This is a genomic window from Streptomyces roseirectus, from assembly GCF_014489635.1.
In the GTDB taxonomy this organism is placed as follows: Bacteria; Actinomycetota; Actinomycetes; order Streptomycetales; family Streptomycetaceae; genus Streptomyces; species Streptomyces roseirectus.
In genome coordinates this window covers 6,906,815-6,928,642 of record NZ_CP060828.1, presented here as the reverse complement: position 1 = coordinate 6,928,642, position 21,828 = coordinate 6,906,815, and the positions used below count along the sequence as shown (strand labels likewise).

Below are 21,828 nucleotides of genomic sequence, written 5' to 3'. Positions count from 1 at the left end.
CGCCCCCGGGTCGGCCCACCGTGCGGGCCCCTCAGGAGCGGACGGCCCTCGGGGGTTACCGAGGCCGACTCGCCGCACGGAGCTACCGGGATCGGCCTGGCGCGCGGGGGCCTCGGGGCCTGACGGGCGTCGGGGTGACTCGGCGGCGTCCGGGACCCGTGGGTGCGCGGGGTGTGGTCTTCGGAGTGGGCGGACTTCGCGGGGTCTGGTCGGGTCACTCGACGTCCTCCCTGATGCGCTCGGCGCCCCGCAGGCGGGCGGGGGCGGCTCGGCGGTTCTCGGCGATCTCTTCCTCGGTGGGAAGTTCGGCACCGCGGGTGAGCAGCTTGAGCCGGGGCTGGTAGCGCTCGGGGACGATGGGGAGGCCGGGCGGCGCGGTGTTGGCGGCGCCGGCCGCGAACACCTGCTTGACCAGGCGGTCTTCGAGGGAGTGGTACGCGAGGACGGCGATCCGGCCGCCCACGGCGAGGGACTTGACGGCCGCGGGGATCGCCCGCTCCAGGACCGACAGTTCGCCGTTGACCTCGATCCGCAGCGCCTGGAAGGTGCGCTTGGCGGGGTTGCCCCCGGTCCGCTTGGCGGCCTGCGGAAGCGCGTTCCGGATCAGCTCGACGAGCCGCGCACTGTTCGTGAACGGCTCCTTGTCGCGCTCGCGCACGACCGCCGAGACGATCCGCTTGGCCTGCTTCTCCTCGCCGTACGCGCGCAGGATGCGCACCAACTCCCCGGCGGGGTACGTGTTGAGGACTTCGGCGGCGCTGATCCCGGTCGTCTGGTCCATGCGCATGTCCAGCGGCGCGTCCTGCGCGTAGGCGAAGCCCCGGTCGGCCTCGTCGAGCTGCATGGAGGAGACCCCGAGGTCGAACAGAACGCCCTGCACGCGCGCGTGGCCGAGCCGGTCGAGGACGTCGGGCAGTTCGTCGTAGACGGCGTGGACGAGGTTCGCGCGCTCCCCGAAGGGCGCGAGCCGTTCCCCGGACAGCCGCAGCGCCTCCTTGTCCCGGTCGAGGGCGACGAGGTGGGCCTCGGGGAACCGGGTCAGCAGCGCCTCGCTGTGCCCGCCGAGCCCGAGCGTGCAGTCGACGACGACCGCGCCGGGCTCCTGGAGCGCGGGCGCCAGCAGGTCCAGGCACCGCTGGAGCATCACGGGTACGTGTCGGCTGTTGCTCAAGGGGGCCCTCTCAAGTGCCGGCGGGGCCCGTACGTACGCGCCGCGCACGCGGGGAGACTACGGGCGGCCGGGCCGGGGTCCCACGGGGAAGTTCGCTCTGGTTTCGCTCAGCGGGGAGCCACCGCTGCCGCGCCTCCCGCTTCGCGTCACTTTAGTCCACGCTGTCTCACGGTCAATCAACCGGCCTGCGCGTCGCGGGCCCACGCGCGCGTGACGCCGCGTAGCGCGAGAAATCACCCTTTGGACCCCCACCTGGCCACTCTTGTGGCTTACCTCACACGCAGGGTGCGATGACCCTCATTTTCCCTTCTCACAGCGGGCCCGGAACGCCGGTGACCAGTACCGTCATGACTATGACGACTCCCTCATCCGTATCGACCGACCCCCACGGCGCCATAAGCAACGGCGGCACGGTGACCGACCGTCTGGTGCAGGCGAACGAGCGGTACGCCTCCGCGTTCACCGACCCCGGCATGGACGCCCGTCCCGTCCTGCGCGTCGCGGTCGTGGCCTGCATGGACGCCCGTCTCGACCTGCACGCCGCGCTCGGCCTGGAACTCGGCGACTGCCACACGATCCGCAACGCGGGCGGCGTGGTCACCGACGACGTCATCCGCTCGCTCACGATCAGCCAGCGCAAGCTGGGCACCCGTTCCATCGTCCTGATCCACCACACGGGCTGCGGCCTGGAGGCGATCACCGAGGACTTCAGGACCGAGCTGGAGATGGAGGTCGGCCAGCGTCCCGCGTGGGCGGTGGAGGCGTTCCGGGACGTCGACCAGGACGTCCGGCAGTCCATGCAGCGCGTGCGTACCTCGCCGTTCCTCCTGCACGCCGACGATGTGCGAGGCTTCGTCTTCGACGTGAAGACGGGCCTGCTGCGCGAGATCGACCCGTCCTGACCGCGTCGTAGCAGGGTCCGCACCCTGTCGAAACGCTGTCACCATTACCGGCAAAAGCCACAAACGCGGACGTGTCGCGGGGAGTTATCCACAGCCGAGTGACACGAATCGGTAACGGCGGCAAGAATGCGGTTGTGACGCCGAGCCGAACATTCCTCGGCCGGCGTACGTGATTCGGGGTGGGCCGGTTCGCGCGACAGAGCGGCGGCCCGGACATGCAGGGGCCGAGGAGGGCCGGGTGACGACCTATGACGACCGAGCGAGCCTGACAGATCTGACCGCCACCGCGGACAGGGTCCGCGGTTCGGTGGAGAGCGTGATCGAGGGCAAGCCCGAGGTCGTACGACTCGCGCTCACCGTGCTGCTCGCGGAGGGCCATCTGCTGATCGAGGACGTCCCGGGCGTCGGCAAGACGATGCTCGCGAAGACGCTCGCGCGGTCCATCGACTGCTCGGTGAGGCGGATCCAGTTCACGCCCGACCTGCTGCCGTCGGACATCACCGGCGTGTCCATCTGGGACCAGCAGCGCCGTGACTTCGAGTTCAAGCCCGGCGCGATCTTCGCGCAGATCGTGATCGGCGACGAGATCAACCGCGCCTCGCCGAAGACGCAGTCCGCGCTCCTGGAGTCCATGGAGGAGCGCCAGGTCACCATCGACGGGCAGTCGTACGAGCTGCCGAGCCCCTTCATGGTCGTCGCGACGCAGAACCCGGTCGAGATGGAGGGCACCTACCCGCTGCCGGAGGCCCAGCGCGACCGCTTCATGGCCCGCGTCTCCATCGGCTACCCGAGCCCCGAGGCCGAACTGGAGATGCTCGACGTCCACGGCGCGATCAGCCCGCTGGACGACCTCCAGCCGGTGGCGCACGCGCACGACATCGTCAAGCTCGTCGAGGCCGTGCGCGGGGTCCACGTCGCCGAGGCGGTCAAGCGGTACGCCGTCGACCTCGTCGCCGCCACCCGTACGCACCCCGACCTCAGGCTGGGCGCCTCCCCGCGCGCGACGCTGCACCTCCTGCGCGCGGCGAAGGCCACCGCCGCGCTCTCCGGGCGCGACTACGCCCTCCCGGACGACGTCCAGAACCTCGCCGTCGCCGTCCTCGCCCACCGGCTCCTGCCCACCGCGCAGGCCCAGCTCAACCGCCGCACCTCCGAGCAGGTCGTCGAGGAGATCCTGCAGCGCACCCCGGTCCCGGCGACCCCCCAGCAGCGCGACTACGGCCAGCAGTACGGCACCCGGGGCCTGTGATGACACCTGGCGCGACGGGCCCCGGGGGCACTGCGGGAGGTGCGTCCGGGGGTGCCACGGGGGCGTCTGCGGACGGTCCCTGGGCGGCGTCCGGCGGGCGTCCCGTGGGGGCCGGTGGGGCTGCGAGGACAGGGGGTTCCATGGGGGCGGGCGGTTCCACGGGGGCGCCGGGGGGCGGGTATCCCCCGAGGCCCACGAGCCCGCCGGGGAGCGGCCCCGGCGGGGCACCGGCCGGTGAGCGGCCCGCAGGGGCGACGGCGAGTGCCGCGGGGGCGATACCTGGTGGTGGTGGCGGGCGTTCGGGCGGGGGTTCTGTCGGGCCGGCGGGCGGGTACGCGCCGGCTGCTCCGGCCGCGTCGGCACCCGGGCGTTCCGGGGGCGGCTCCGCGGGTGGGCGCGCCGGGGAGAAGGGCGGGGTGCGGACCGCGCTCGCCGGGCTGACCACGCGCGGGCGGTCGTTCCTGGCCGCCGGGGTGGCGGCGGCCGTGTGCGCGTACGTGCTCGGGCAGCCGGACCTGCTGCGGGTGGGCCTGCTGCTGGCGGTGCTGCCGCTGATCTGCGCGGCGGTGCTGTACCGGACGCGGTACCGGGTGGCGGGGAGCCGGCGGCTCTCCCCCGCGCGCGTGCCGGCCGGCAGCGAGGCGCGGGTGCACCTGCGGATGGACAACGTCTCGCGGATGCCGACCGGCCTGCTGATGCTCCAGGACCGCGTCCCCTACGTCCTCGGCCCGCGCCCCCGCTTCGTCCTGGACCGCGTCGAGGCGGGCGGACGCCGCGAGGTCTCCTACCGGGTCCGCTCCGACCTGCGGGGCCGCTACCCGCTGGGCCCCCTCCAACTGCGCCTGTCCGACCCGTTCGGCATGTGCGAACTGACCCGCTCCTTCTCCTCCTACGACACCCTGACGGTGATCCCGCGCGTCGAACCCCTCCCCCCGGTCCGCTTCAGCGGCGAGGCCAAGGGCTACGGCGACGGCCGTCAGCGCTCCCTCGCGCTGGCCGGCGAGGACGACGTCATCCCGCGCGGCTACCGCTACGGCGACGACCTGCGCCGCGTCCACTGGCGCTCGACGGCCCGCTACGGCGAGCTGATGGTCCGCCGCGAGGAACAGCCCCAGCGCTCCCGGTGCACGGTCCTGCTGGACACCCGGGGCATCGCGTACGACGGGGTGGGCCCCGACGCGCCGTTCGAGTGGGCCGTGTCGGGCGCCGCGTCGGTGCTGACGCACATGCTGGAGCGCGGCTTCACCGTCCGCCTCCTCACCGACACCGGCAGCGCGGTCCCCGGCGAGGGCGCCGAGGGCTTCGCGGGCGGCGGCGAGTCCGCCGAGGCGGCCGGCCTGATGATGGACACCCTCGCCGTGGTCGACCACTCCGACGGCGCGGGCCTCTCGCGCGCCTACGACGTGCTGCGCGGCGGCAACGAGGGCCTGCTCGTGGCGTTCCTCGGCGACCTCGACGAGGAACAGGCGGCGGTGGCCGCGAAGATGCGCCAGCGCAGCGGAGGGGCGATCGCGTTCCTCATCGACAACGACTCCTGGAGCCGGGACACGGGCCGTGAACCGAACGGCGGGTCCGAACCGATGAAGGGTCAGCAGGAGCGGCTGACGATGCTGCGGGACGCGGGCTGGACGGCGGTGAGCGTCGCGCGGGGCGCCTCGTTGGAGGACCTGTGGCGCCAGGCGGACCGCGAACGCTCGGGCGTGGTGGGCACGATCGGAAGGGCGGGATCATGAGCGGGCGGGCAAGACTGACGCTGTGCTCCGCGGCGGCGACGCTGATGGCGGCGACCGCCCTGCTGCCCCTGGTCGACCGCAGCTCGTGGTTCCTCCAGGCGGCGCTGCTGCTGCTCGTCCAGGCGGGCGTGGGCGCGGCGGCCCGCCGGGTCCCGCTGGCCCGCCCGCTGACGGTGGCCGCGCAGGCGCTGGTGACGGTCCTGCTGCTGACCCTGGTCTTCGCCCGTGAGCAGGCCCTGGCCGGGATCGTCCCGGGCCCGGAGGCCGTCACGCGCTTCGCGGACCTGTTCCAGGCGGGCGGGGACGACGTGAGCCGGTACGCGATCCCGGCGCCCCTGTCCGACGGCATCCGGCTGATGCTGATCGGCGGGGTCCTGGTGATCGGCCTGCTGGTCGACACCCTCGCGGTGACCTTCCGCAACGCGGCCCCGGCGGGCCTGCCGCTGCTCGCCCTGTACTCGGTGGCGGCGGGGCTGTCGAACGGCGGCTCGGACTGGCTGTGGTTCCTGGTCGCGGCGGCCGGCTACCTGATGCTGCTGCTCGCCGAGGGCCGGGAGCGGCTGTCCCAGTGGGGCCGCGTCTTCGGCGGCGCCCCGCGCGGACCCGGCGGTCCCGGCGCGGCGGAGGGCCCGGTGGCCCCGGTACGCACGGGCCGGCGGATCGGCCTGGCCGCCCTCGGCGTCGCCCTGGTGGTGCCGCTGCTGCCGCTGCCCGCGATCCAGGGCGGCCTGCTGGACGGCACGGCGGCGGGCGCGGGCGTGGGGAACGGCGGCGGGGGCACGATCTCCGCCGTCAACCCGCTGGTCTCGCTGCGCGACAGCCTGAACGTGGACCAGGACCGCACGGTCCTGACGGTCCGGACGAACTCCAACGACCTGTCGGACATGTACCTGCGGATCGTCTCCCTGGACGACTTCGACGGCACCACCTGGCGCCCGTCCCGCAAGCGCATCCAGGAGGTCCCCCGGGACTTCCCGACGCCGACGGGCCTGCGCTCCGACGTGAAGCGGACGCAGATCACCACCCAGATCACGGCCGCCGACTGGTACGCGCAGGACTGGCTGCCGATGCCGTACCCGCCGAGCGGCGTGCGCATCGACGGCAACTGGCGGTTCGAGCCGGAGGGCATGACGCTCGTCGGCGACCACGGCCAGAACACCCGCGGGCTGACGTACCAGGTCAACAGCCTGGAGGTGCGGCCGACGGCCCAGCAGCTCGCGGCGGCGCCCGTGGCGCGCTCGTCGATCCTGGGCAACTACACCGAGGTTCCGGCCGCGCTGCCCCAGCTGGTGTGGCAGGAGGCCCGCCGGATCACGCGGGGCGCCGAGTCGGACTACGCGAAGGCGGTCGCACTCCAGGACTACTTCGCGGTGACCGGCGGCTTCCAGTACGACACGCAGGTCGACGTCGGCACGGGCCCGGACGCGATCGCCCGGTTCCTGCGGGACAAGCAGGGCTTCTGCGTCCACTACTCGTTCGCGATGGCGGCCATGGCCCGCACGCTGGGCATCCCGGCGCGGGTCGCGGTCGGCTTCGCGCCAGGGACTCCGCAGGGCAACGGCACGGTCGAGGTGAGCCTCAGGGACGCGCACGCGTGGCCGGAGCTGTACTTCGAGGGCGTCGGCTGGACGCGCTTCGAGCCGACGCCGACGCGCGGTTCGACGCCGTCCTACACGCTGCCGGACACCTCGGACACGTCGCTTCCGGCCCAGCCGGAGATCTCGGCCTCGGCGAGCGCGGCTCCGTCGGCGGCGCCCTCGGCGAGCGCCACGTGCTCGGCGGTGGAGCGCAAGGAGAACGGCTGCGCGAGCACGCCGCCGCTGGGCCAGGCGACGGGCGGTGGCGGGGGCACTCCCTGGTACCAGGTGGCCTGGTGGTCGCTGCTGGCCGTGCTGGTGGTCTCGGTGCCCCTGCTGCCGATGGTGTGGCGGCTGCGGCGCCGGTCGGTGCGGCTGGCGTCGGCCCGGCACACCGGGGCGGGCGGGCCGGAGCGCGCGGGACCGCAGGGTGCCGTGGGTGATCCGCTGGCGCCGGACGAGGATCCGTCGGTGCGGGCCGGTGAGGCGGCCGTCGCGTACGTCCTCGCGGTGTGGCAGGAACTGACCGACACGGCCTGGGACTTCGGCATCGTGCCGGACGACGCGCTCACGCCCCGGCGGGCGGCCGAGCGGATCGTGCGTCTCGGTGAGCTGGAGGAGCCGGCTGCGCGGTCGGTGCACCGGGTCGCCGGCGCGGTGGAGCAGGTGCTGTTCTCCCCGCGTCCCCACGCGGAGCCCGGTCTCGCGGACGAGGTCCGCGCGGTCCGCTCCGCACTGCGCGCCCGCGCGGCCTTCCCGGTCCGCCTGCGCGCCCTGGTCGCCCCCCGTTCCGCCGTCCGGGCGATGTGGGACCTCATGGATCGCTGGACCGCCCTCAAGGCGTCCTGGGCGGCCCGCTGGACCGAACTGGCCCAGCGGCTGCCGTGGGCGCAGCGGGGGCAGCAGCAGGGCGGCTGAGGCTGTTCCGGGGGCCGCCGTGGTGCTTCGGGCACTGCGGCGGTCCTCGGTGTGTGCGGCCACCTGCCGCCCCTGCCCCCTCGCGGGGTTCGCGCGTGCTCGCGGGGGCTCCGGCGGGCCTCACCCGTGGCGTCCCGTTCCTGCGGGGTGGGTGCTCACTCGGGAGGGCGTCGCCGCGCTAGTCGGTGCCGCACGAAAGAGGGACGGGGTTGTGGGGCGTATGGCTGAGGGGGCCATCCGCGTGGGTGGCCCCCTCAGCTGTGCTCTGGTCCGTCTGGGAGTTGTAGGCGCTACGGAGCGGCCGGGATCACTGGCCCTGCTGCTCGTCGCGGCGGCGCTGCCAGCGCTGTTCGATGCGGTCCATCACGGAACGCCTCGACCGGGGCTGGTGGCGGGCCTGGGGTCCGCCTCCCGCGGGCTGCTCGCCCGGCTTGGGGGCCTTGCGCCAACCGGTCACGGCGAGCACGGCACATCCCAGCATGACGAGGAACCCGACCACGCTGAGCCAGACCTGCTGGGCGACCATACCGGCCATGAGGAGCGCGATACCTACGAGGAAGCCCGCGACCGCCTGGTAGACCCGTCGCCGGGTGTACGTCCGCAGCCCGCTTCCCTCAAGCGCTGTCGCGAACTTGGGGTCTTCGGCGTACAGCGCTCGCTCCATCTGCTCAAGCATTCGCTGCTCGTGCTCCGAGAGCGGCACGGCGTCCTCCTCATCGTGCAGTCGCCGGGGCGACCCGGGGGTCCCTTCAGGATAGGCAGGGAATCGCCCCCGTGAAACCCGCCCCTCTACGCCAATTGGCCAACCGGAACCCGTCAAGAGCGTCCCGGTCCGCTGAGGCTTCCATTCCCCAGCAACCGACCCGTCATGCCGGAACGGTCTGCCTCGATCATACGGCGCACAGCGCCCGAACGGAGGGCCTGTGGCGTACTCCATCACGGCCGGGACCTTGATCAAGCCAGAGTAAAGACGCGAGCTGGGACGCGGTCAGCTCGGCCGGGTCTCGGCGAGGACGTGGAGCTGGGTCGCGACGGCGTGGAAGGCGGCCAGTTCCGCCGCCGCCTCCTCCAGCCTCAGCAGCGCCTCCAGGGCGCCGGGCTCGGTGTCGACGAGGACGCCGGGGACGAGATCGGCGAAGATCCGGACACCGTGGACCGCGCCGACGGCGAGGCCCGCGCCCTCCACCAGGTCCGTGAGCTGGTCGGCGGTGAAGCGCCGGGGCACCGGGTCGCCCTCGCCCCAGCGGCCGGCCGGGTCCGTGAGCGCCTGCCGGGCCTCCGTGAAGTGCCCGGCGAGGGCCCGCGCGAGGACGGCGCCGCCGAGGCCCGCCGCGAGGAGGCTGAGCACGCCGTCCTCACGCAGGGCGGCGACCACGTTGCGGACGCCGTCCGCCGGGTCGTCGACGTACTCCAGGACGCCGTGGCACAGGACGGCGTCGTAGGCGCCCCGCTCGACGACGTCGAAGAGCCCGCCGGCGTCCCCCTGCACGCCGCGTACGCGGTCGGCGACGTCCGTCTCGGCCGCGCGGCGCTCCAGGGCGAACAGGGCATTGGGACTGGGGTCGACGACGGTCACGCGGTGCCCGAGGCGGGCGAGCGGCACGGCGAAGTTCCCGCTGCCGCCCCCGGCGTCGAGGACGTCCAGGCTCTCGCGTCCGCTGCCCTTCACGCGGCGCTCCAGCGCCTCCTGAAGCACCTCCCACACCACGGCGGTGCGCAGCGACGAGCGCGGTCGGGCCGGGTCGCTCCCCAGCGCCCCTGTCTGCGGACGTTCCTTCGAGACGGGTGAACGCAACGGATCCGACACGACAGCTGACTCCTCGACGCGGCCCCGCCACTTCGGCCGGCGGAGCAGACGGACACCCCCTCCCACCGGGATCCCCGGGGCGGGAGCTGCATGCGCGTCCACCCTATTGCCTCGCCCGGCCCCGCCGCCTCGTCCGGCCCCCTCGCCCGGCCGGGGCGGGCACGGCGGTGCGGGAGGGCCCGCCGCGCCGTGCCCGGCCCTCGGGCGAGGCGTCACCCCGCGTGCGGGACCTCTCTGCCGTCCTCCGGGCCGCCGTCCGGGCGGGGGCGGGGCAGGACCGGCTGGAGGACCAGCATGCGTTCGACGAGCCGCAGGAACATCGAGACGTCGCGTATGAGGTCGCCGGCGTCGCGTGGGGAGGCCGCGTTCTGGATGCCCGCCTCCGCGCGGGCGCGCCGGGCCGCGCCGGCCGCGAAGTGGGCGCTCCACTCGGCGAGTTCGGGAGCGATCTCGGGCAGCAGTTCCCAGGCGCTGCGGATCCGGGGCCTGCGCCCCGAGGAGACGTCGGGACGGGCACGGGCGGCGAGGACGGCGGCTGCCGTACGCAGTGCGGCGAGGTGCGCCGTGGCGTACCGCTCGTTGGGGGTTTCGAGGACGGCGGCCTCCTCCAGGCCCGCGCGGGCCTGCTCCAGCAGGTCCAGCGCGGCGGGTGGAGCCGTGGCCCGGCGGAGGACGGGGTGCACGTCGCTCGCCGGGCCGGGCAGTGAGGGGGCAGGGCCGGTGGCGCGGCGCCGGTGCGCGGCTGCCGCCTGATAGCTGGCCATGACGAACCTCCTGTCGTCTGGGTGACGGCGCTGTGGCCGTATGTGTCCATCGTGCGGCACACCACTGACAATCCGTTCTGACCTGGCCTTTTGCCTCGATCAAGGGTTCGAACGGACGTATCGGTAAAGACCTCGTCCCGGCTCCGGCCCGATCGCCGAAGCGGCCCTGCGGGGGGTCTCGTACCTGTGAGAATCGACGCCATGGAAAGCAGCACCACGTCGGGCGGTGGCACCCGCCGCGAGGCCACTCGGCAGAAGCTCTACGAGGCGGCCGTCACGCTCATCGCCGAGCAGGGTTTCTCGGCCACCACGGTCGACGAGATCGCCGAGCGCGCGGGCGTCGCCAAGGGCACCGTCTACTACAACTTCGCCAGCAAGTCCGTCCTCTTCGAGGAGTTGCTGCGACACGGCGTGGGCCTGCTGACCGCGTCCCTGCGTGAGGCCGCGGAAGGCTCCGTCCGCGCGGGCGGCAGCCAGGTCGACGCCCTGGACGCGATGATCCGCGCCGGGCTCGTCTTCATCGACCGCTATCCCGCGTTCACCCAGCTGTACGTCGCCGAGCTGTGGCGCACCAACCGTGCCTGGCAGTCCACGCTCATGGTCGTCCGCAAGGAGGCCGTGGCCGTCGTCGAAGGCGTCCTGCGCGCGGGGATCGAGGCCGGTGAGTTCGCGCGCGAGATCGACGTGCCCCTGACCGCCGCGGCACTGGTCGGGATGGTGCTGGTCGCCGCGCTCGACTGGCAGGCGTTCCAGCCGGAGCGGTCGCTGGAGGAGGTGCACGCGGCGCTGTCGCGGTTGTTGCAGGGGCGGGTGAGCGGGAGGTTGTAGGCGGGGGCGCGGGCGTACGCAGAAAGCGCCGGTTCGACGTGGCCGCGTCCCCCGCGGGCCGCTGTCGAACCGGCGCTTCCCTCCTGCTCCCCCGTTTCCCCCGTTCCCCCCCTGTTTCCCCTCCCCCGTGTTTCCCCCGTCGGTCCCCCGTGCGGTCGTTCCCCCCAGGGGTCCCCCGTGCCTCGCTCCCGCCGAACGGGCCGGCGGAAGGAGCGGTCTGGGGCCGGTGCCGTTCCGCCGCCCCGTGTCGGCGGTACCGGCGCCGGGCCCCTTTCCGTGCCTCCACTTTCCCGTTTACGCAGGTCGGCCCCCATCCGCGCGCGTACTCATCTCCGTCACTGAGTACGGATACTCAGGGCTGTGTGCTCATCCCCAGGCCGTCTCGGCGCGCTCTGGTTACGATCGCGTCCGTGTCGGTACTCCCCCTGGTGTTCACGAGCGGCTGGGCCAGCGGCATCAACGCGTACGCCGTGGTGCTGCTGCTCGGCGTGTTCGGTACGACGGGACTGAGCGACGACGTCCCCGAGACCCTGCGGCGTCCCGAGGTGCTGGTCATCGCGGGCGTGCTCTTCCTCTGCGACTCCGTCGCCGACAAGATCCCCTACGTCGACTCCGTCTGGGACGCCGTCCACACCCTCGTGCGGCCCGTCGCGGGCGCGTGGGTCGGCGCTCTCCTCGCCGGGCACTCCGGGTCCCTCTCCGACGTCGCCGCGGGCCTCCTGGGCGGCTCCACGGCCCTCGCCAGCCACACGGTCAAGGCGGGCACGCGTATGGCCGTCAACACCTCCCCCGAGCCCTTCAGCAACATCCTGCTGAGCCTCGCGGAGGACCTGGGCGTGGGCGGCATCCTCACGTTCGCGATGTTCCACCCCACCGCCGCGGCGATCATCGCCGGCGCCCTCCTCCTTCTCGGCGCCCTTCTCCTCCTCTTCCTCGCCACCCGCATCCGCCGCTACCTCCGCCGCCGAGCCCAACGCCGCGAGGAACGCCGCCTGGCCGGCCGCGGGGGCGGCCCACCGGGGTGGGGAGCGGGCGGGTGAGACGGCCGTAGGCAAGGAGGCCCGGCAGGCCGAGGGCGGGGGCGGTGGCGAGGACGAGGGCGGAGGCGGAGGCGGAGGCGGGGCAGGGTGAGCCGCCGAACGTCTACGCGCGCGTGGCACGACGTCGCGCTGGGGATCGTGATGTTCCTGGGCGGGCGAGCGTCTACGCGCGTGGCACGACAGGTAACCAGGACGCGCTGGACCCGCTGCGCCACGGGGTGCGCACGCGAGGCGGGGCGAGACGTACTGCCGCGCCTCGGCCGGCTCGCCCGGGAGCCGCGCGCGGGGTGACGGCGGGAACGGCCGGCTCACCGCCTCGGTCAGCGACCACCCGTCCGCAGCCCCCTCCGGCTCGGCCGGCCCCTCCCCGTGTCCCCCCTGCCTCAGGCTCATCAGCCCAGCGCCCCGCACCTCGCGCCCAGCGCCCCACGCCCCGCGGCCGACCATCGCGGCCTGTCCGGCCGGTCCCTCCCGGCGGTGCTGTCAGTGGTGGCCGATACAGTCGCTGGCATGGGACGGATCGTGGTGATCGGCGCTGGGATGGGCGCCATGGCGGCGGCAGCGCGGTTGGGGATCGCGGGGCATCGGGTGGTGGTGTACGAGCGGGGGGAGACGTACGGGGGTGCGGTGGGGAGGGTCGAGCGGGAGGGGTTCGGGTTCGACACCGGGGCGGGGTTCTTGACGTTGCCCGCTGTGTGGCGGGACCTGTTCGTGAAGACCGGGAAGGAGGCGTTGGAGGACCGGGTCGAGCTGACCCAGGTCGACCCGTCGGCGCAGCACCTTTTCGGGGACGGGAGTTCGGCCCTGCTGCCCAACGCCTCGCGCGCCGGGGTCGTGACGGCGTTGGACGAAGCGCTGGGCGCGGGGGCGGGCGCCCGCTGGGGAGACTTCCTCGTGCGCGCGCGGGAGGCGTGGGACCGTACGCGGCGGCCGTTGCTGGAGGAGCCGCTGTGGCCCAACTGGGACGTACTGGCCGACAAGGAGCCGTACCCGGCGGTGCCGCACAAGCGGCTGCTGCGCACCCGCAGGGCGAGCACGCTGGCCGAGGTGGGCGCGTGGGAGCTGCGGGACGCCCGGCTGACGGCGCTCCTGGAGAGCCACGCCCTCGCGTACGGCCTCGACCCGCGCACCGCTCCGGCGAGCGCGGCTGTCCTGCCGTACATGGAGCACGCGTTCGGGACCTGGTACGTCAAGGGCGGCCTGCGTGAGCTGGCGCGCGCGGTGTACGAGCGGTGCCTCGCGCGGCGGGTGGAGTTCGTGTTCGGCGCGGACGTCGTACGGGTGGTGGAGAAGGACGGCAGGGCGGCTGGCGTGGAACTCGCGGACGGCACCGCCGTGGACGCCGATCTCGTCGTCGCCGGCACCGCGCCGGGCCTGTCCGGCGTGCCCGCGCGCGGTGCCGGTGAGGTCCAGCCGCAGCACGGGCTGCCCAGCCGGCTGACGGTGCTGCTGGCGGTGCGCGGCGCCCGCCCCGAGGGCACCGCGCACCGGACGATCATCCACGCCCCGGACCGCGAGGCCGAGTTGGCGGCACTCTTCGGCACGGCCCCGACGCCTCCGTCCGCCCCGACCGTCACCCTCCTGCGCCCGGACGACCCTGCGCTGGTCCCCGACGCGGAGCACGAGGCGATGGTGCTGACGGCGACGGTCCCGGCGGGCGGTGCAGCGGGTTACGAGCGGACGGTGGAGGCGATGCTCGCCGCCGCCGAGCGGGCCGTCCCGGGGCTCGGTGAGCGGATCCTGTGGCGCGAGGTGCGGACCCCGGACGACGTCGCCGCGGCGACCGGTGCGGAAGGTGGCCGGATTCCGCCGCCCGCGCTGGCCGCCGGCGAGGGCCGTCTGCTGCATCCGGCCAACTCGACCGCGCTGCCGGGCCTGTTCACCGTGGGCGGCTGGTCGCACCCCGGCGGCGGGCTGGCGCACGCGGGCATGTCGGGGGCGCTGGTGGCGGGGCTGATCGTGGAGGGGCCCGGGTTCAGGGGGTCTCAGTGAGCGGGTGAGCGCGGGGCGGGAGCCTCAGCCGACGGCCGGGCCCTCGCCCTCGTCCGCGCCGGGAACACCTCGACCCGGCCCGCGCGCGGTGCTTCAGAAACGGTACTGCTGCTCGTCGTAGCCGGGGTTCGGGCGGGGCTGGCCGTCCTGGTAGTACTGCTGGTCGACGGGGAGGTCGGCGCCGTACGCGGGGTCGTCGGTGTTGCGCTGCTGGGGGACCCAGACGCCGCCCGCGGGGGTCTCGGTGTAGCCCTGCTGGCCGTACTGGTCCTGGGGGTAGCCCTGCTGACCGTACTGCTGCTGGTCGTAGCCGGTGGTGTCGTACGTGCCGGTGCCGTAGCTCTGGGTGCCGATGTAGGGGTCGGAGTACGCGGCGTACTGCTGCTGCTCGCCGTTGGTGTCGTACCCGTAGCCCTGCTGGCCGTACCCGGAGTAGCCGTCGTAGCCGTAGGAGTCGGTACCCTGGCCGGAGCCCGCGTACTGGTCCTGCTGGTCCTGGCCGGTGGCCGCCGCGTACGCGGAGTCCGTGTAGACGCCGTAGGAGCCGGTGTCGTCGGGCATCGGCTGGGGCTCGTAGACGGCGGTGGCGTCGGCGGAGTGGACGGGGCGGGCCGGGGTGAAGACGTCGTCGTGGTCGAAGTCGTCGTCGTAGCCGCTGGTGGCGCGTTCGAAGGCGGCGGTCGCGGCGGCGTCGAGGGCGGGGTCGGCGTCCTGGTCGTAGGAGGGGTCCGGGCCCGCCGGAGTGCCGGGGGGCGGGGTTTCCGGGGCGGCCGGGTCGTCGTCGGCCTTCTTGCCCTTGCGGCGCTTGGTGAAGCCGTCCGCGAGGGCGGGGCGGCTGACGGCCCAGCCGGACTCGAAGCCCTTGCGGAACGACAGCGTGACGTACGTCTGGCCGATCGCGAACGCGACCGCGCCCACGGCGATCACCGGGACCGATGGAATCAGGACACCGAGGACGACGCCCAGGAAGCCGGCGAACGCCAGCAGCCGCCAGCGCAGGCGTGCCTTGTACTGCAGCAGCACCTCGCCGAGCAGCCACAGTGCGACGATGCCGAACGCGATGTAGAGGACCGTCCAGCCCATGTACGCCCCTCTCCCGGTGGCCGCTACGCAGTGTGTCTCATTCTGGTGCGACCGGTCTAGGCCCGCGGGGGATGGTGCAGGCCAAGGTTCTCGTAGATTTCCAGCGACGCCGTGGAGTTGTTGAGCGTGATGAAGTGCAGTCCGGGCACACCCTCGGCCAGCAGCCGCGCGCAGAACTCCGTGGCGAATTCGATGCCAATGGAGCGTACAGCGGCCGGATCGTCCTTCGCTGTGAGGATCCGCTCTTTCAGGGCGGAGGGGATCACCGCGTTGCTGAGCTGCGGGAGGCGTTCCAGCATGCGGACGCTGGTGACCGGCATGATCTCCGGGATGACCGGGGTGTCGCAACCCGCGGCGGCGACGCGGTCGCGCAGGCGCAGGTAGGACTCCGGCTGGAAGAACATCTGGGTGATCGCGTAGTCGGCGCCCGCGCGGCACTTGTCCACGAAGTGGGCGACGTCCGTGTCCCAGTGGTCCGACCTCGGGTGCATCTCCGGGAACGCGGCGACGCCGACGCAGAAGTCGCCGGACTCCTTGATCAGGCGGACCAGTTCGGCCGCGTACGTCAGGCCGTCGGGGTGGGCGATCCACTCGGCCATCGGGTCGCCGGGCGGGTCGCCCCGGACGGCGAGCATGTTCCTGATACCGGCGTCCGCGTACTGGCCGATGATGTTGCGCAGTTCGGCGATGGAGTGGTTCACGGCGGTCAGGTGCGCGACAGGGGTGAGGGTGGTGTCGGCGACGATCTGCTGCGTCTCCTTCACCGTGCCCGCGCGCGTGGAGCCGCCGGCGCCGTAGGTCACCGAGACGAAGTCCGGTGCCGCCGCCTCCACTCTCCTGAGCGCGCTCCACAGGTTCCGTTCGCCCTTCGGCGTCTTCGGAGCCGAGAACTCGAACGAGTAGGTCGTCTTGCCGGACGCCAGAATGTCACGCACCGTGCGTGCGCGATCGGTCCTTGTGGATGCGGTTCCGAGGGCCATACCCGCAGGTTAGCCAGCGGGGGCCCGCTCACCCAACCGGCTCTGGGGAAAATGCCCTAATCCGTGGGGTCGCTGTCCGCATAGCGGACGGGGTGGGGGCAAGTCTGGGGGCGGGCGGGGCCGTTAAGGGGGAGGTCAGCGGGGGTGGGGGCGGTGGTGGCGGGGGGTTTCCATGAGTGGGCGGGGTGCGGGCGGGGGCGAGGGAGAGTCGAGCGGGGTTCCGGGGCCGGTGAGGTCGTCCGGATCCGTCGGAGGTCCGTGGCGCCCTGCCCTCGCCCTCCGTCGTTGCCCTACGCCGGCTCTCGCAGCCTCTTCGCGAACTCCGCCGCCGCCGCGCCGGGGTCGTCCGCGTCGGCGATCGCCCGGACGACGACGACTCGGCGGGCGCCGGCCTCCAGGACCTCGTCGAGGTTGGTCAGGTCGATGCCGCCGATCGCGAACCAGGGGCGGGGGGTGGCGAGGGAGGCGGTGTGGCGGACCAGGTCGAGGCCGGGGGCGTGGCGGCCGGGTTTCGTGGGGGTGGGCCAGCACGGGCCCGTGCAGAAGTAGTCGACGCCGGGCTGGACGGCGGCGGCCCGCGCCTCGCTCTCCGCGTGCGTGGAGCGGCCGATCAGGACGTCGTCGCCGAGGATCGCCCGCGCCGCGGGGACGGGGAGGTCGCCCTGGCCCAGGTGCAGGACGTGCGCGGCGGCGGCGTGTGCCACGTCCGCGCGGTCGTTCACGGCCAGCAGCTTTCCGTGCCGCGCGCACGCCTCCGCGAACACCGCGAGGTGTTCCAGCTCCTCCGCGGCCTCCATGCCCTTGTCCCTCAGCTGCACGATGTCGACACCGCCGGCCAGCACCGCGTCCAGGAACTCCGGCAGGTCGCCCTGGCGCTTCCGGGCGTCCACACAGAGGTACAGGCGGGCGTCGGCGAGACGGGAGCGGGGCGCGGGCGCGGTGTCGGGCATGGTGGGTTTCCCTGGGTGGCTCGGCGGGTGGGCGTCGGGCACTGCGCGAGCAGATAAGCAGATGGGGGCGGTGAGGCGGGGGCGGGGGGTGTGCTTTCCGGCCGCCGGGGTGCCTGCCGGGGCGGTCAGGGCCCGTGTTCCCAAGGGCCCTGACCGCTGTGTGCCCGGATGCGGGGGCGTGGGCCTCAGGTCGGCCGGCCTGTGCTCACACCGCGAGTGCCTGGGCCCGGCGCTTGACCTCTGTGCCTCGGTTCTCCAGGAGGGCCTGGGCGGGGGTGCCGGGGAGGGTGGGGTCGGGGGTGAAGAGCCATTCGATCATCTCGTCGACCGTGAAGCCGTCGTCCCGCAGGAGCGTCAGGAGGCCGGGGAGGCCCTTGACGACTTTGTCGCCGTCGATGAAGGCGGCGGGGACGTACAGGGCGCGGTTCTCGCCTCGGCGGACGGCGATGAGCTGGCCCTCCTTGACCAGCTGCCGTACGCGGGTCACCTCCACGTCGAGCAGTTCGGCGATGTCGGGCAGGGCGAGCCAGGCGGGGACGAGCGTGTCGATCTTCGTGTCATTCTCGGTCACGGCACCAAGCCTGCCACCTGCCACTGACACGCGGAAGCCGGGACCACCCGGACCGGTCCCCCAGCCACCCCCGAGCCCCGCCTCGGGGACACCCCGTACCCCCTGAGAGCCACACCGAAGCGGTCCCCGGTGCACCCCGGACGTATCCGCCCCTCAGACGACCGCCGACTTCAGCGGCTTGGCCGCGTCCTTCAGCACCTCGACGTCCATCGTGGCGCCCGCCTCGATCAGCCGGCGCCCCTGCGCGAGGTCCCGGGGACGGCCGACGGCGAGGAGGGCGACGAGCCGTCCGTCCCGCAGCCAGCACACGGACCAGGCGGGCCCGGAGGAGTCGCCGCGCCAGATCATCGCGTCGGCGTCGGCATGGTGCCCGGCGTACTGGACGAACCGCCCGAACTGCTCGGACCAGAAGTAGGGAACGGGGTCGTAGACCACGGACGGCGCCCCGGTGGCGCCCGCGAGGATGTTCGCGGCGACGGCCCGGGGCCCTTGGAGGGCGTTGTCCCAGTGGTGGATCAGCAGGCGCCCGGCGTAGCGGGCGGAGGGGAAGGAGGCGCAGTCCCCGACGGCGTACACGTCGGGCGCGGACGTGCGCAGGTGTGCGTCGGTGACGACCTCGCCGTGGTCCCCGAGGGCGATCCCCGAGCCGGCGAGCCAGCCGGTCGCGGGCCGCGCGCCGATGCCGACGAGGACGGCGCCCGCGGGGATGCGCGTCCCGTCGTCCAGGAGGACGGCGCCGGGCTCGACGCGCCGCACGCGCGCGTGGGTGCGCAGGTCGACGCCGAGGTCGGTGTACCAGGCGGTCATGGGGGCGGCGACCTCGGGCGGGAGCGCGCCCGCGAGGGGGCGGTCGGCGGCCTCGACGACGGTCACCGCGCAGCCCGCCTCGCGCGCGGCGGTGGCGAACTCCGCGCCGATCCAGCCGGCGCCGACGACCACGACGTCGTGCTGGTCGGCGAGGACGGGACGGAGGCGTTCCGCGTCGTCGAGGGTGCGCAGGAGGTGGACGCCGGGGACGCCCTCGGTGCCCGGCAAGAGCACCGGTTCGGCGCCGGTGGCGAGCACCAGGGCGTCGTACGGGAGTGGCCCGGCGTCCGTGTCGAGGACGTGGTCGCCGTGGCGTACCGTCAGCGCCTCGCGGCCCAGGAGGAGGTCGATGCCGAGGGCCGGGAAGTCGATGTCGAAGGCGGAGCCGTCGGCCTTGCCGAGGAGGACGGCCTTGGAGAGCGGGGGGCGGTCGTAGGGCGGGTGGGGTTCCGCGCCGAGGACGGTGACCGTGCCGGTGAAGCCCTGTTCGCGCAGGGCGACCGCCGTCTGGACGCCGGCCATGCCCGCGCCGACGACGACCACGCGCGGGGCGTCCGTCCGCGGCGTCTGCTCGCTCTCCTGCGTCTGCTCGCTCACTGGATCACCATAGTCAGGTGACGCCGGGTCAGTCAGGGGGCCGGTTCCGTGACCTGCTCCACAACGCTCGTCCCGGCGCCTTCCTGGGACTCCCACTCCCAGGTCTCGTCGAGCCGCAGGCGGCCGTCGGGGAGCGTGACGACGGTGGAGACGCAGTGGCCGGAAGCGGTCGTCCCGTCGGTGCGCAGTTGCACGTACCGGAAGTCGACGCGGTCGCCCGCGCGGGTGCCGACGAGGTGGCCGCGGACGACGTCCCCGCCCGCGTAGTCGGCCCAGATCACGCCGTCGGCCTCCCGGTAGGCGAAACGGGTGTCCGTGCCGACCTGGCCGGGGGCCTGATCGGTCACGGGGGCGAAGACGAGTCCGTCCAGGGTCAACTGAGGCTCCCTTTACGAGGTGTGGGGGGCGCGGGCTAGGGTGGTGGCCAACGTAAAGCACTCGCGGGAGCCCGGACGCACCGGGCTGAGAGGGAGGCTGGCCGGCCTCCGACCGTACGAACCTGATCCGGGTCATGCCGGCGAAGGGAGGGGCTGGACGCCCATGTCGCCCACGCGTCCGTCTGACGTCCTCGTGATCGGGGGCGGGATCATCGGGCTGGTCACCGCCTGGCGGGCCGCACAGCGCGGTCTGAGGGCCGCTGTGCTGGACCCCGAGCCGGGCGGCGGGGCCGCCCAGGTGGCCGCCGGGATGCTGGCCGCCGTCACCGAACTGCACCACGGCGAGCAGACCCTGCTCGGCCTCAACCTCGCGTCCGCGCGCCGGTACCCCGATTTCGTGGCCGAGCTGGGCGAGGTCACCGGGCACGACGTCGGCTACCGGCGGTGCGGCACGCTCGCGGTCGCGCTCGACGCCGACGACCGCGCGCACCTGCGGGAGCTGCACGCGCTGCAACGGCGGTCCGGACTGGAGTCGGAGTGGCTGTCCGGGCGGGAGTGCCGGCGGCTCGAACCGATGCTGGCGCCCGGCGTGCGCGGGGGGCTGCGGGTCGACGGCGACCACCAGGTCGATCCCCGCCGGCTCGCCGCCGCGCTGCTCGTCGCGTGCGAGCGCGCCGGGGTCGTGCTGCATCACGCGTGGGCCGAGCGGCTGGAGGTCGCCGGCGGGCGGGCCACCGGCGTGCACGCGCGCGGGGGCACATTCTTCGCGGCCGAGCAGGTCGTGCTCGCCGCGGGCAGTCTCAGCGGGCGGCTCGCGGGGGTTCCCGACGCCGTGCGGCCTCCTGTGCGGCCCGTGAAGGGGCAGGTGCTGCGGCTCACCGTGCCGGCCCCGTACGCGCCCTTCCTGAGCCGTACCGTGCGGGCCGTGGTGCGTGGGAGCCACGTCTACCTCGTGCCGCGCGCGAACGGGGAGCTGGTCGTGGGGGCGACGTCCGAGGAGCAGGGCTGGGACACCGTCGTCACCGCCGGGGGCGTGTACGAGCTGCTGCGCGACGCGCATGAGCTGGTTCCCGGGATCACCGAGCTGCCGCTCACCGAGACGCGCGCGGGGTTGCGGCCGGGGTCGCCCGACAACGCGCCGCTGCTCGGGCCCACCGGCCTCGACGGGCTCCTGCTCGCGACCGGGCACTACCGCAACGGGGTTCTTCTCACGCCGGTCACCGGGGACGTGCTCGCGCACGCGTTGACCTCCGGTGAGCTGCCCGAGGAGGCCCGTCCCTTCACGCCTCGGCGCTTCGGTGCCGTCTCGCTTCTGGAGCAGGTCGTATGAACATCTCCGTCAACGGGGAGGTGCGGGAGGTCGGCGCCGGGGTGGTGCTCGGTCTCGTCGTGCGGGAGCTCGCTCCCTCCGCCTCCGGGGTGGCCGCCGCTTTGAACGAAACCGTCGTCCCGCGCGCGGAGTGGGGTTCCACCGTGCTCCGTGAGGGTGACCGGGTGGAAGTCCTCACTGCCGTCCAAGGAGGCTGACCATGGCTGATGATCCGTTTCTGCTCGGAGGGACGGCGTTCTCGTCTCGGCTGATCATGGGGACCGGTGGGGCGCCCAGTCTCGATGTGCTGGAGCGGGCGCTCGTCGCGTCCGGGACCGAGCTGACTACTGTCGCCATGCGGCGGGTCAACCCTTCGGTCCAGGGATCGGTTCTGTCCGTTCTTGACCGGCTCGGGGTGCGTGTGTTGCCCAATACGGCCGGGTGTTTCACCGCCGGGGAGGCTGTGCTGACGGCTCGGCTCGCGCGGGAGGCGTTGGGGACGTCGCTGGTCAAGCTCGAAGTGATCGCCGATGAGCGGACGTTGCTGCCGGATCCGGTGGAGTTGCTGGAGGCGGCGGAGGTGTTGGTGGACGACGGGTTCACGGTGTTGCCCTATACCAACGACGATCCTGTGCTCGCGCGGAAGCTGGAGGATGTGGGGTGTGCGGCTGTCATGCCGCTCGGGTCGCCGATCGGGTCCGGGCTCGGGATTCGTAATCCCCACAACTTTCAGTTGATCGTCGAGCGGGCTCGGGTGCCGGTGATTCTTGACGCGGGGGCTGGGACTGCGTCCGATGTCGCGTTCGCCATGGAGTTGGGGTGTGCGGGGGTGATGCTCGCGTCGGCGGTGACCCGGGCGCAGGAGCCTGAGCGGATGGCGTCGGCGATGCGGTACGCGGTTGAGGCGGGGAGGTTGGCTCGGCTTGCCGGGAGGATTCCTCGGCGGTTCTTCGCGGAGGCGTCTTCGCCGGGGGAAGGGCTGGCGGCGTTCGATCCTGAACGTCCGGCGTTCTGAGCCATTCCTTCCCCACCCACGCGCCGCCCGTTTCCAGTTTCTTGAAGGGTGGGCGTCTCCCGTGGGGGTCCCCGCCGTCGGCGGCTTTCCGTCCGGGGGCGGGGGGGGTGGTTCAGGAGCTGGGGACGGCTTGGGTGGGGGCGAGTCCGGACGGGGGC

The 21,828-nt window shown here is 73.5% G+C and carries 20 protein-coding genes and 1 riboswitch; of the genes, 10 read left to right on the top strand and 10 right to left on the bottom strand.

Annotated elements, in window-relative coordinates; genetic code table 11:
* Nucleotides 1-214: 214 nt before the first annotated feature.
* Complete coding sequence (gene rsmH / locus IAG44_RS29740) at nucleotides 215-1,171, bottom strand: 16S rRNA (cytosine(1402)-N(4))-methyltransferase RsmH (RefSeq protein ID WP_187750153.1); 957 nt, start codon at nucleotides 1,169-1,171, stop codon at nucleotides 215-217.
* A gap of 353 nt (nucleotides 1,172-1,524) precedes the next feature.
* Between rsmH and IAG44_RS29735 the strand changes: the two genes are divergently transcribed.
* From IAG44_RS29735 to IAG44_RS29720, 4 genes are all read left to right on the top strand, one after another.
* A complete protein-coding gene (locus tag IAG44_RS29735; RefSeq protein ID WP_246562174.1) occupies nucleotides 1,525-2,073 on the top strand; it encodes a beta-class carbonic anhydrase in 549 nt (182 codons plus the stop codon).
* 238 nt (nucleotides 2,074-2,311) lie between these two features.
* A complete protein-coding gene (locus tag IAG44_RS29730; RefSeq protein ID WP_187750151.1) occupies nucleotides 2,312-3,322 on the top strand; it encodes an AAA family ATPase in 1,011 nt (336 codons plus the stop codon).
* 416 nt (nucleotides 3,323-3,738) lie between these two features.
* A complete protein-coding gene (locus IAG44_RS29725; protein WP_187750150.1) occupies nucleotides 3,739-5,055 on the top strand; it encodes a DUF58 domain-containing protein in 1,317 nt (438 codons plus the stop codon).
* A complete protein-coding gene (locus tag IAG44_RS29720; protein ID WP_187750149.1) occupies nucleotides 5,052-7,550 on the top strand; it encodes a transglutaminase TgpA family protein in 2,499 nt (832 codons plus the stop codon). The genes IAG44_RS29725 and IAG44_RS29720 overlap by 4 nt, the downstream gene beginning before the upstream one ends.
* Before the next feature lie 307 nt (nucleotides 7,551-7,857).
* On the opposite strand, the gene IAG44_RS29715 is transcribed toward IAG44_RS29720, so the two are convergent.
* The 3 genes from IAG44_RS29715 to IAG44_RS29705 all read right to left on the bottom strand — a co-directional run bounded on the left by IAG44_RS29715 (nucleotide 7,858) and on the right by IAG44_RS29705 (nucleotide 10,121).
* Nucleotides 7,858-8,253: a DUF3040 domain-containing protein gene (locus IAG44_RS29715; RefSeq protein WP_187750148.1), complete on the bottom strand. Its 396-nt coding sequence runs from the start codon at nucleotides 8,251-8,253 to the stop codon at nucleotides 7,858-7,860.
* A gap of 285 nt (nucleotides 8,254-8,538) precedes the next feature.
* Nucleotides 8,539-9,357, bottom strand: coding sequence for a class I SAM-dependent methyltransferase (locus IAG44_RS29710; RefSeq protein WP_187750147.1), 819 nt, complete (start codon nucleotides 9,355-9,357; stop codon nucleotides 8,539-8,541).
* Nucleotides 9,358-9,569: 212 nt separating this feature from the next.
* A complete protein-coding gene (locus IAG44_RS29705; RefSeq protein WP_187750146.1) occupies nucleotides 9,570-10,121 on the bottom strand; it encodes an SAV_6107 family HEPN domain-containing protein in 552 nt (183 codons plus the stop codon).
* Nucleotides 10,122-10,322: 201 nt separating this feature from the next.
* On the opposite strand from IAG44_RS29705, the gene IAG44_RS29700 reads away from it, so the two are divergent.
* From IAG44_RS29700 to IAG44_RS29690, 3 genes are all read left to right on the top strand, one after another.
* Complete coding sequence (locus IAG44_RS29700; RefSeq protein ID WP_187750145.1) at nucleotides 10,323-10,949, top strand: TetR/AcrR family transcriptional regulator; 627 nt, start codon at nucleotides 10,323-10,325, stop codon at nucleotides 10,947-10,949.
* A 410-nt stretch (nucleotides 10,950-11,359) separates the two neighbouring features.
* On the top strand, nucleotides 11,360-11,989 hold the full coding sequence (locus tag IAG44_RS29695) for a DUF4126 domain-containing protein (RefSeq protein WP_187750144.1): 630 nt from the start codon (nucleotides 11,360-11,362) through the stop codon (nucleotides 11,987-11,989).
* 510 nt (nucleotides 11,990-12,499) lie between these two features.
* Entirely contained in the window at nucleotides 12,500-13,981 is a 1,482-nt protein-coding gene (locus IAG44_RS29690) for a phytoene desaturase family protein (RefSeq protein ID WP_187750143.1), read from the top strand.
* A gap of 93 nt (nucleotides 13,982-14,074) precedes the next feature.
* Here IAG44_RS29690 and IAG44_RS29685 read toward each other — a convergent pair whose 3' ends face one another.
* The 6 genes from IAG44_RS29685 to IAG44_RS29660 all read right to left on the bottom strand — a co-directional run bounded on the left by IAG44_RS29685 (nucleotide 14,075) and on the right by IAG44_RS29660 (nucleotide 19,346).
* Nucleotides 14,075-15,064, bottom strand: coding sequence for an SCO2102 family sporulation regulator (locus IAG44_RS29685; protein ID WP_187750142.1), 990 nt, complete (start codon nucleotides 15,062-15,064; stop codon nucleotides 14,075-14,077).
* Nucleotides 15,065-15,120: 56 nt separating this feature from the next.
* A complete protein-coding gene (metF, locus tag IAG44_RS29680) occupies nucleotides 15,121-16,044 on the bottom strand; it encodes a methylenetetrahydrofolate reductase [NAD(P)H] (RefSeq protein ID WP_187750141.1) in 924 nt (307 codons plus the stop codon).
* A gap of 290 nt (nucleotides 16,045-16,334) precedes the next feature.
* Entirely contained in the window at nucleotides 16,335-16,994 is a 660-nt protein-coding gene (thiE, locus tag IAG44_RS29675) for a thiamine phosphate synthase (protein ID WP_187750140.1), read from the bottom strand.
* A gap of 205 nt (nucleotides 16,995-17,199) precedes the next feature.
* Entirely contained in the window at nucleotides 17,200-17,565 is a 366-nt protein-coding gene (locus tag IAG44_RS29670; RefSeq protein WP_187750139.1) for an Rv2175c family DNA-binding protein, read from the bottom strand.
* A gap of 153 nt (nucleotides 17,566-17,718) precedes the next feature.
* Complete coding sequence (locus IAG44_RS29665; RefSeq protein WP_246562172.1) at nucleotides 17,719-18,969, bottom strand: NAD(P)/FAD-dependent oxidoreductase; 1,251 nt, start codon at nucleotides 18,967-18,969, stop codon at nucleotides 17,719-17,721.
* 32 nt (nucleotides 18,970-19,001) lie between these two features.
* A complete protein-coding gene (locus tag IAG44_RS29660) occupies nucleotides 19,002-19,346 on the bottom strand; it encodes an avidin-fold protein (protein WP_187750138.1) in 345 nt (114 codons plus the stop codon).
* A gap of 53 nt (nucleotides 19,347-19,399) precedes the next feature.
* Nucleotides 19,400-19,512: riboswitch (TPP riboswitch) on the top strand.
* On the opposite strand from IAG44_RS29660, the gene thiO reads away from it, so the two are divergent.
* From thiO to IAG44_RS29645, 3 genes are all read left to right on the top strand, one after another.
* Nucleotides 19,510-20,676: a glycine oxidase ThiO gene (gene thiO / locus IAG44_RS29655; RefSeq protein WP_187750137.1), complete on the top strand. Its 1,167-nt coding sequence runs from the start codon at nucleotides 19,510-19,512 to the stop codon at nucleotides 20,674-20,676. Its footprint overlaps the riboswitch before it by 3 nt.
* On the top strand, nucleotides 20,673-20,873 hold the full coding sequence (gene thiS / locus IAG44_RS29650) for a sulfur carrier protein ThiS (protein WP_187750136.1): 201 nt from the start codon (nucleotides 20,673-20,675) through the stop codon (nucleotides 20,871-20,873). Before thiO ends, thiS begins: the two co-directional genes overlap by 4 nt.
* Before the next feature lie 2 nt (nucleotides 20,874-20,875).
* Entirely contained in the window at nucleotides 20,876-21,670 is a 795-nt protein-coding gene (locus IAG44_RS29645) for a thiazole synthase (protein WP_187750135.1), read from the top strand.
* The last annotated feature ends 158 nt before the right edge of the window (nucleotides 21,671-21,828 follow it).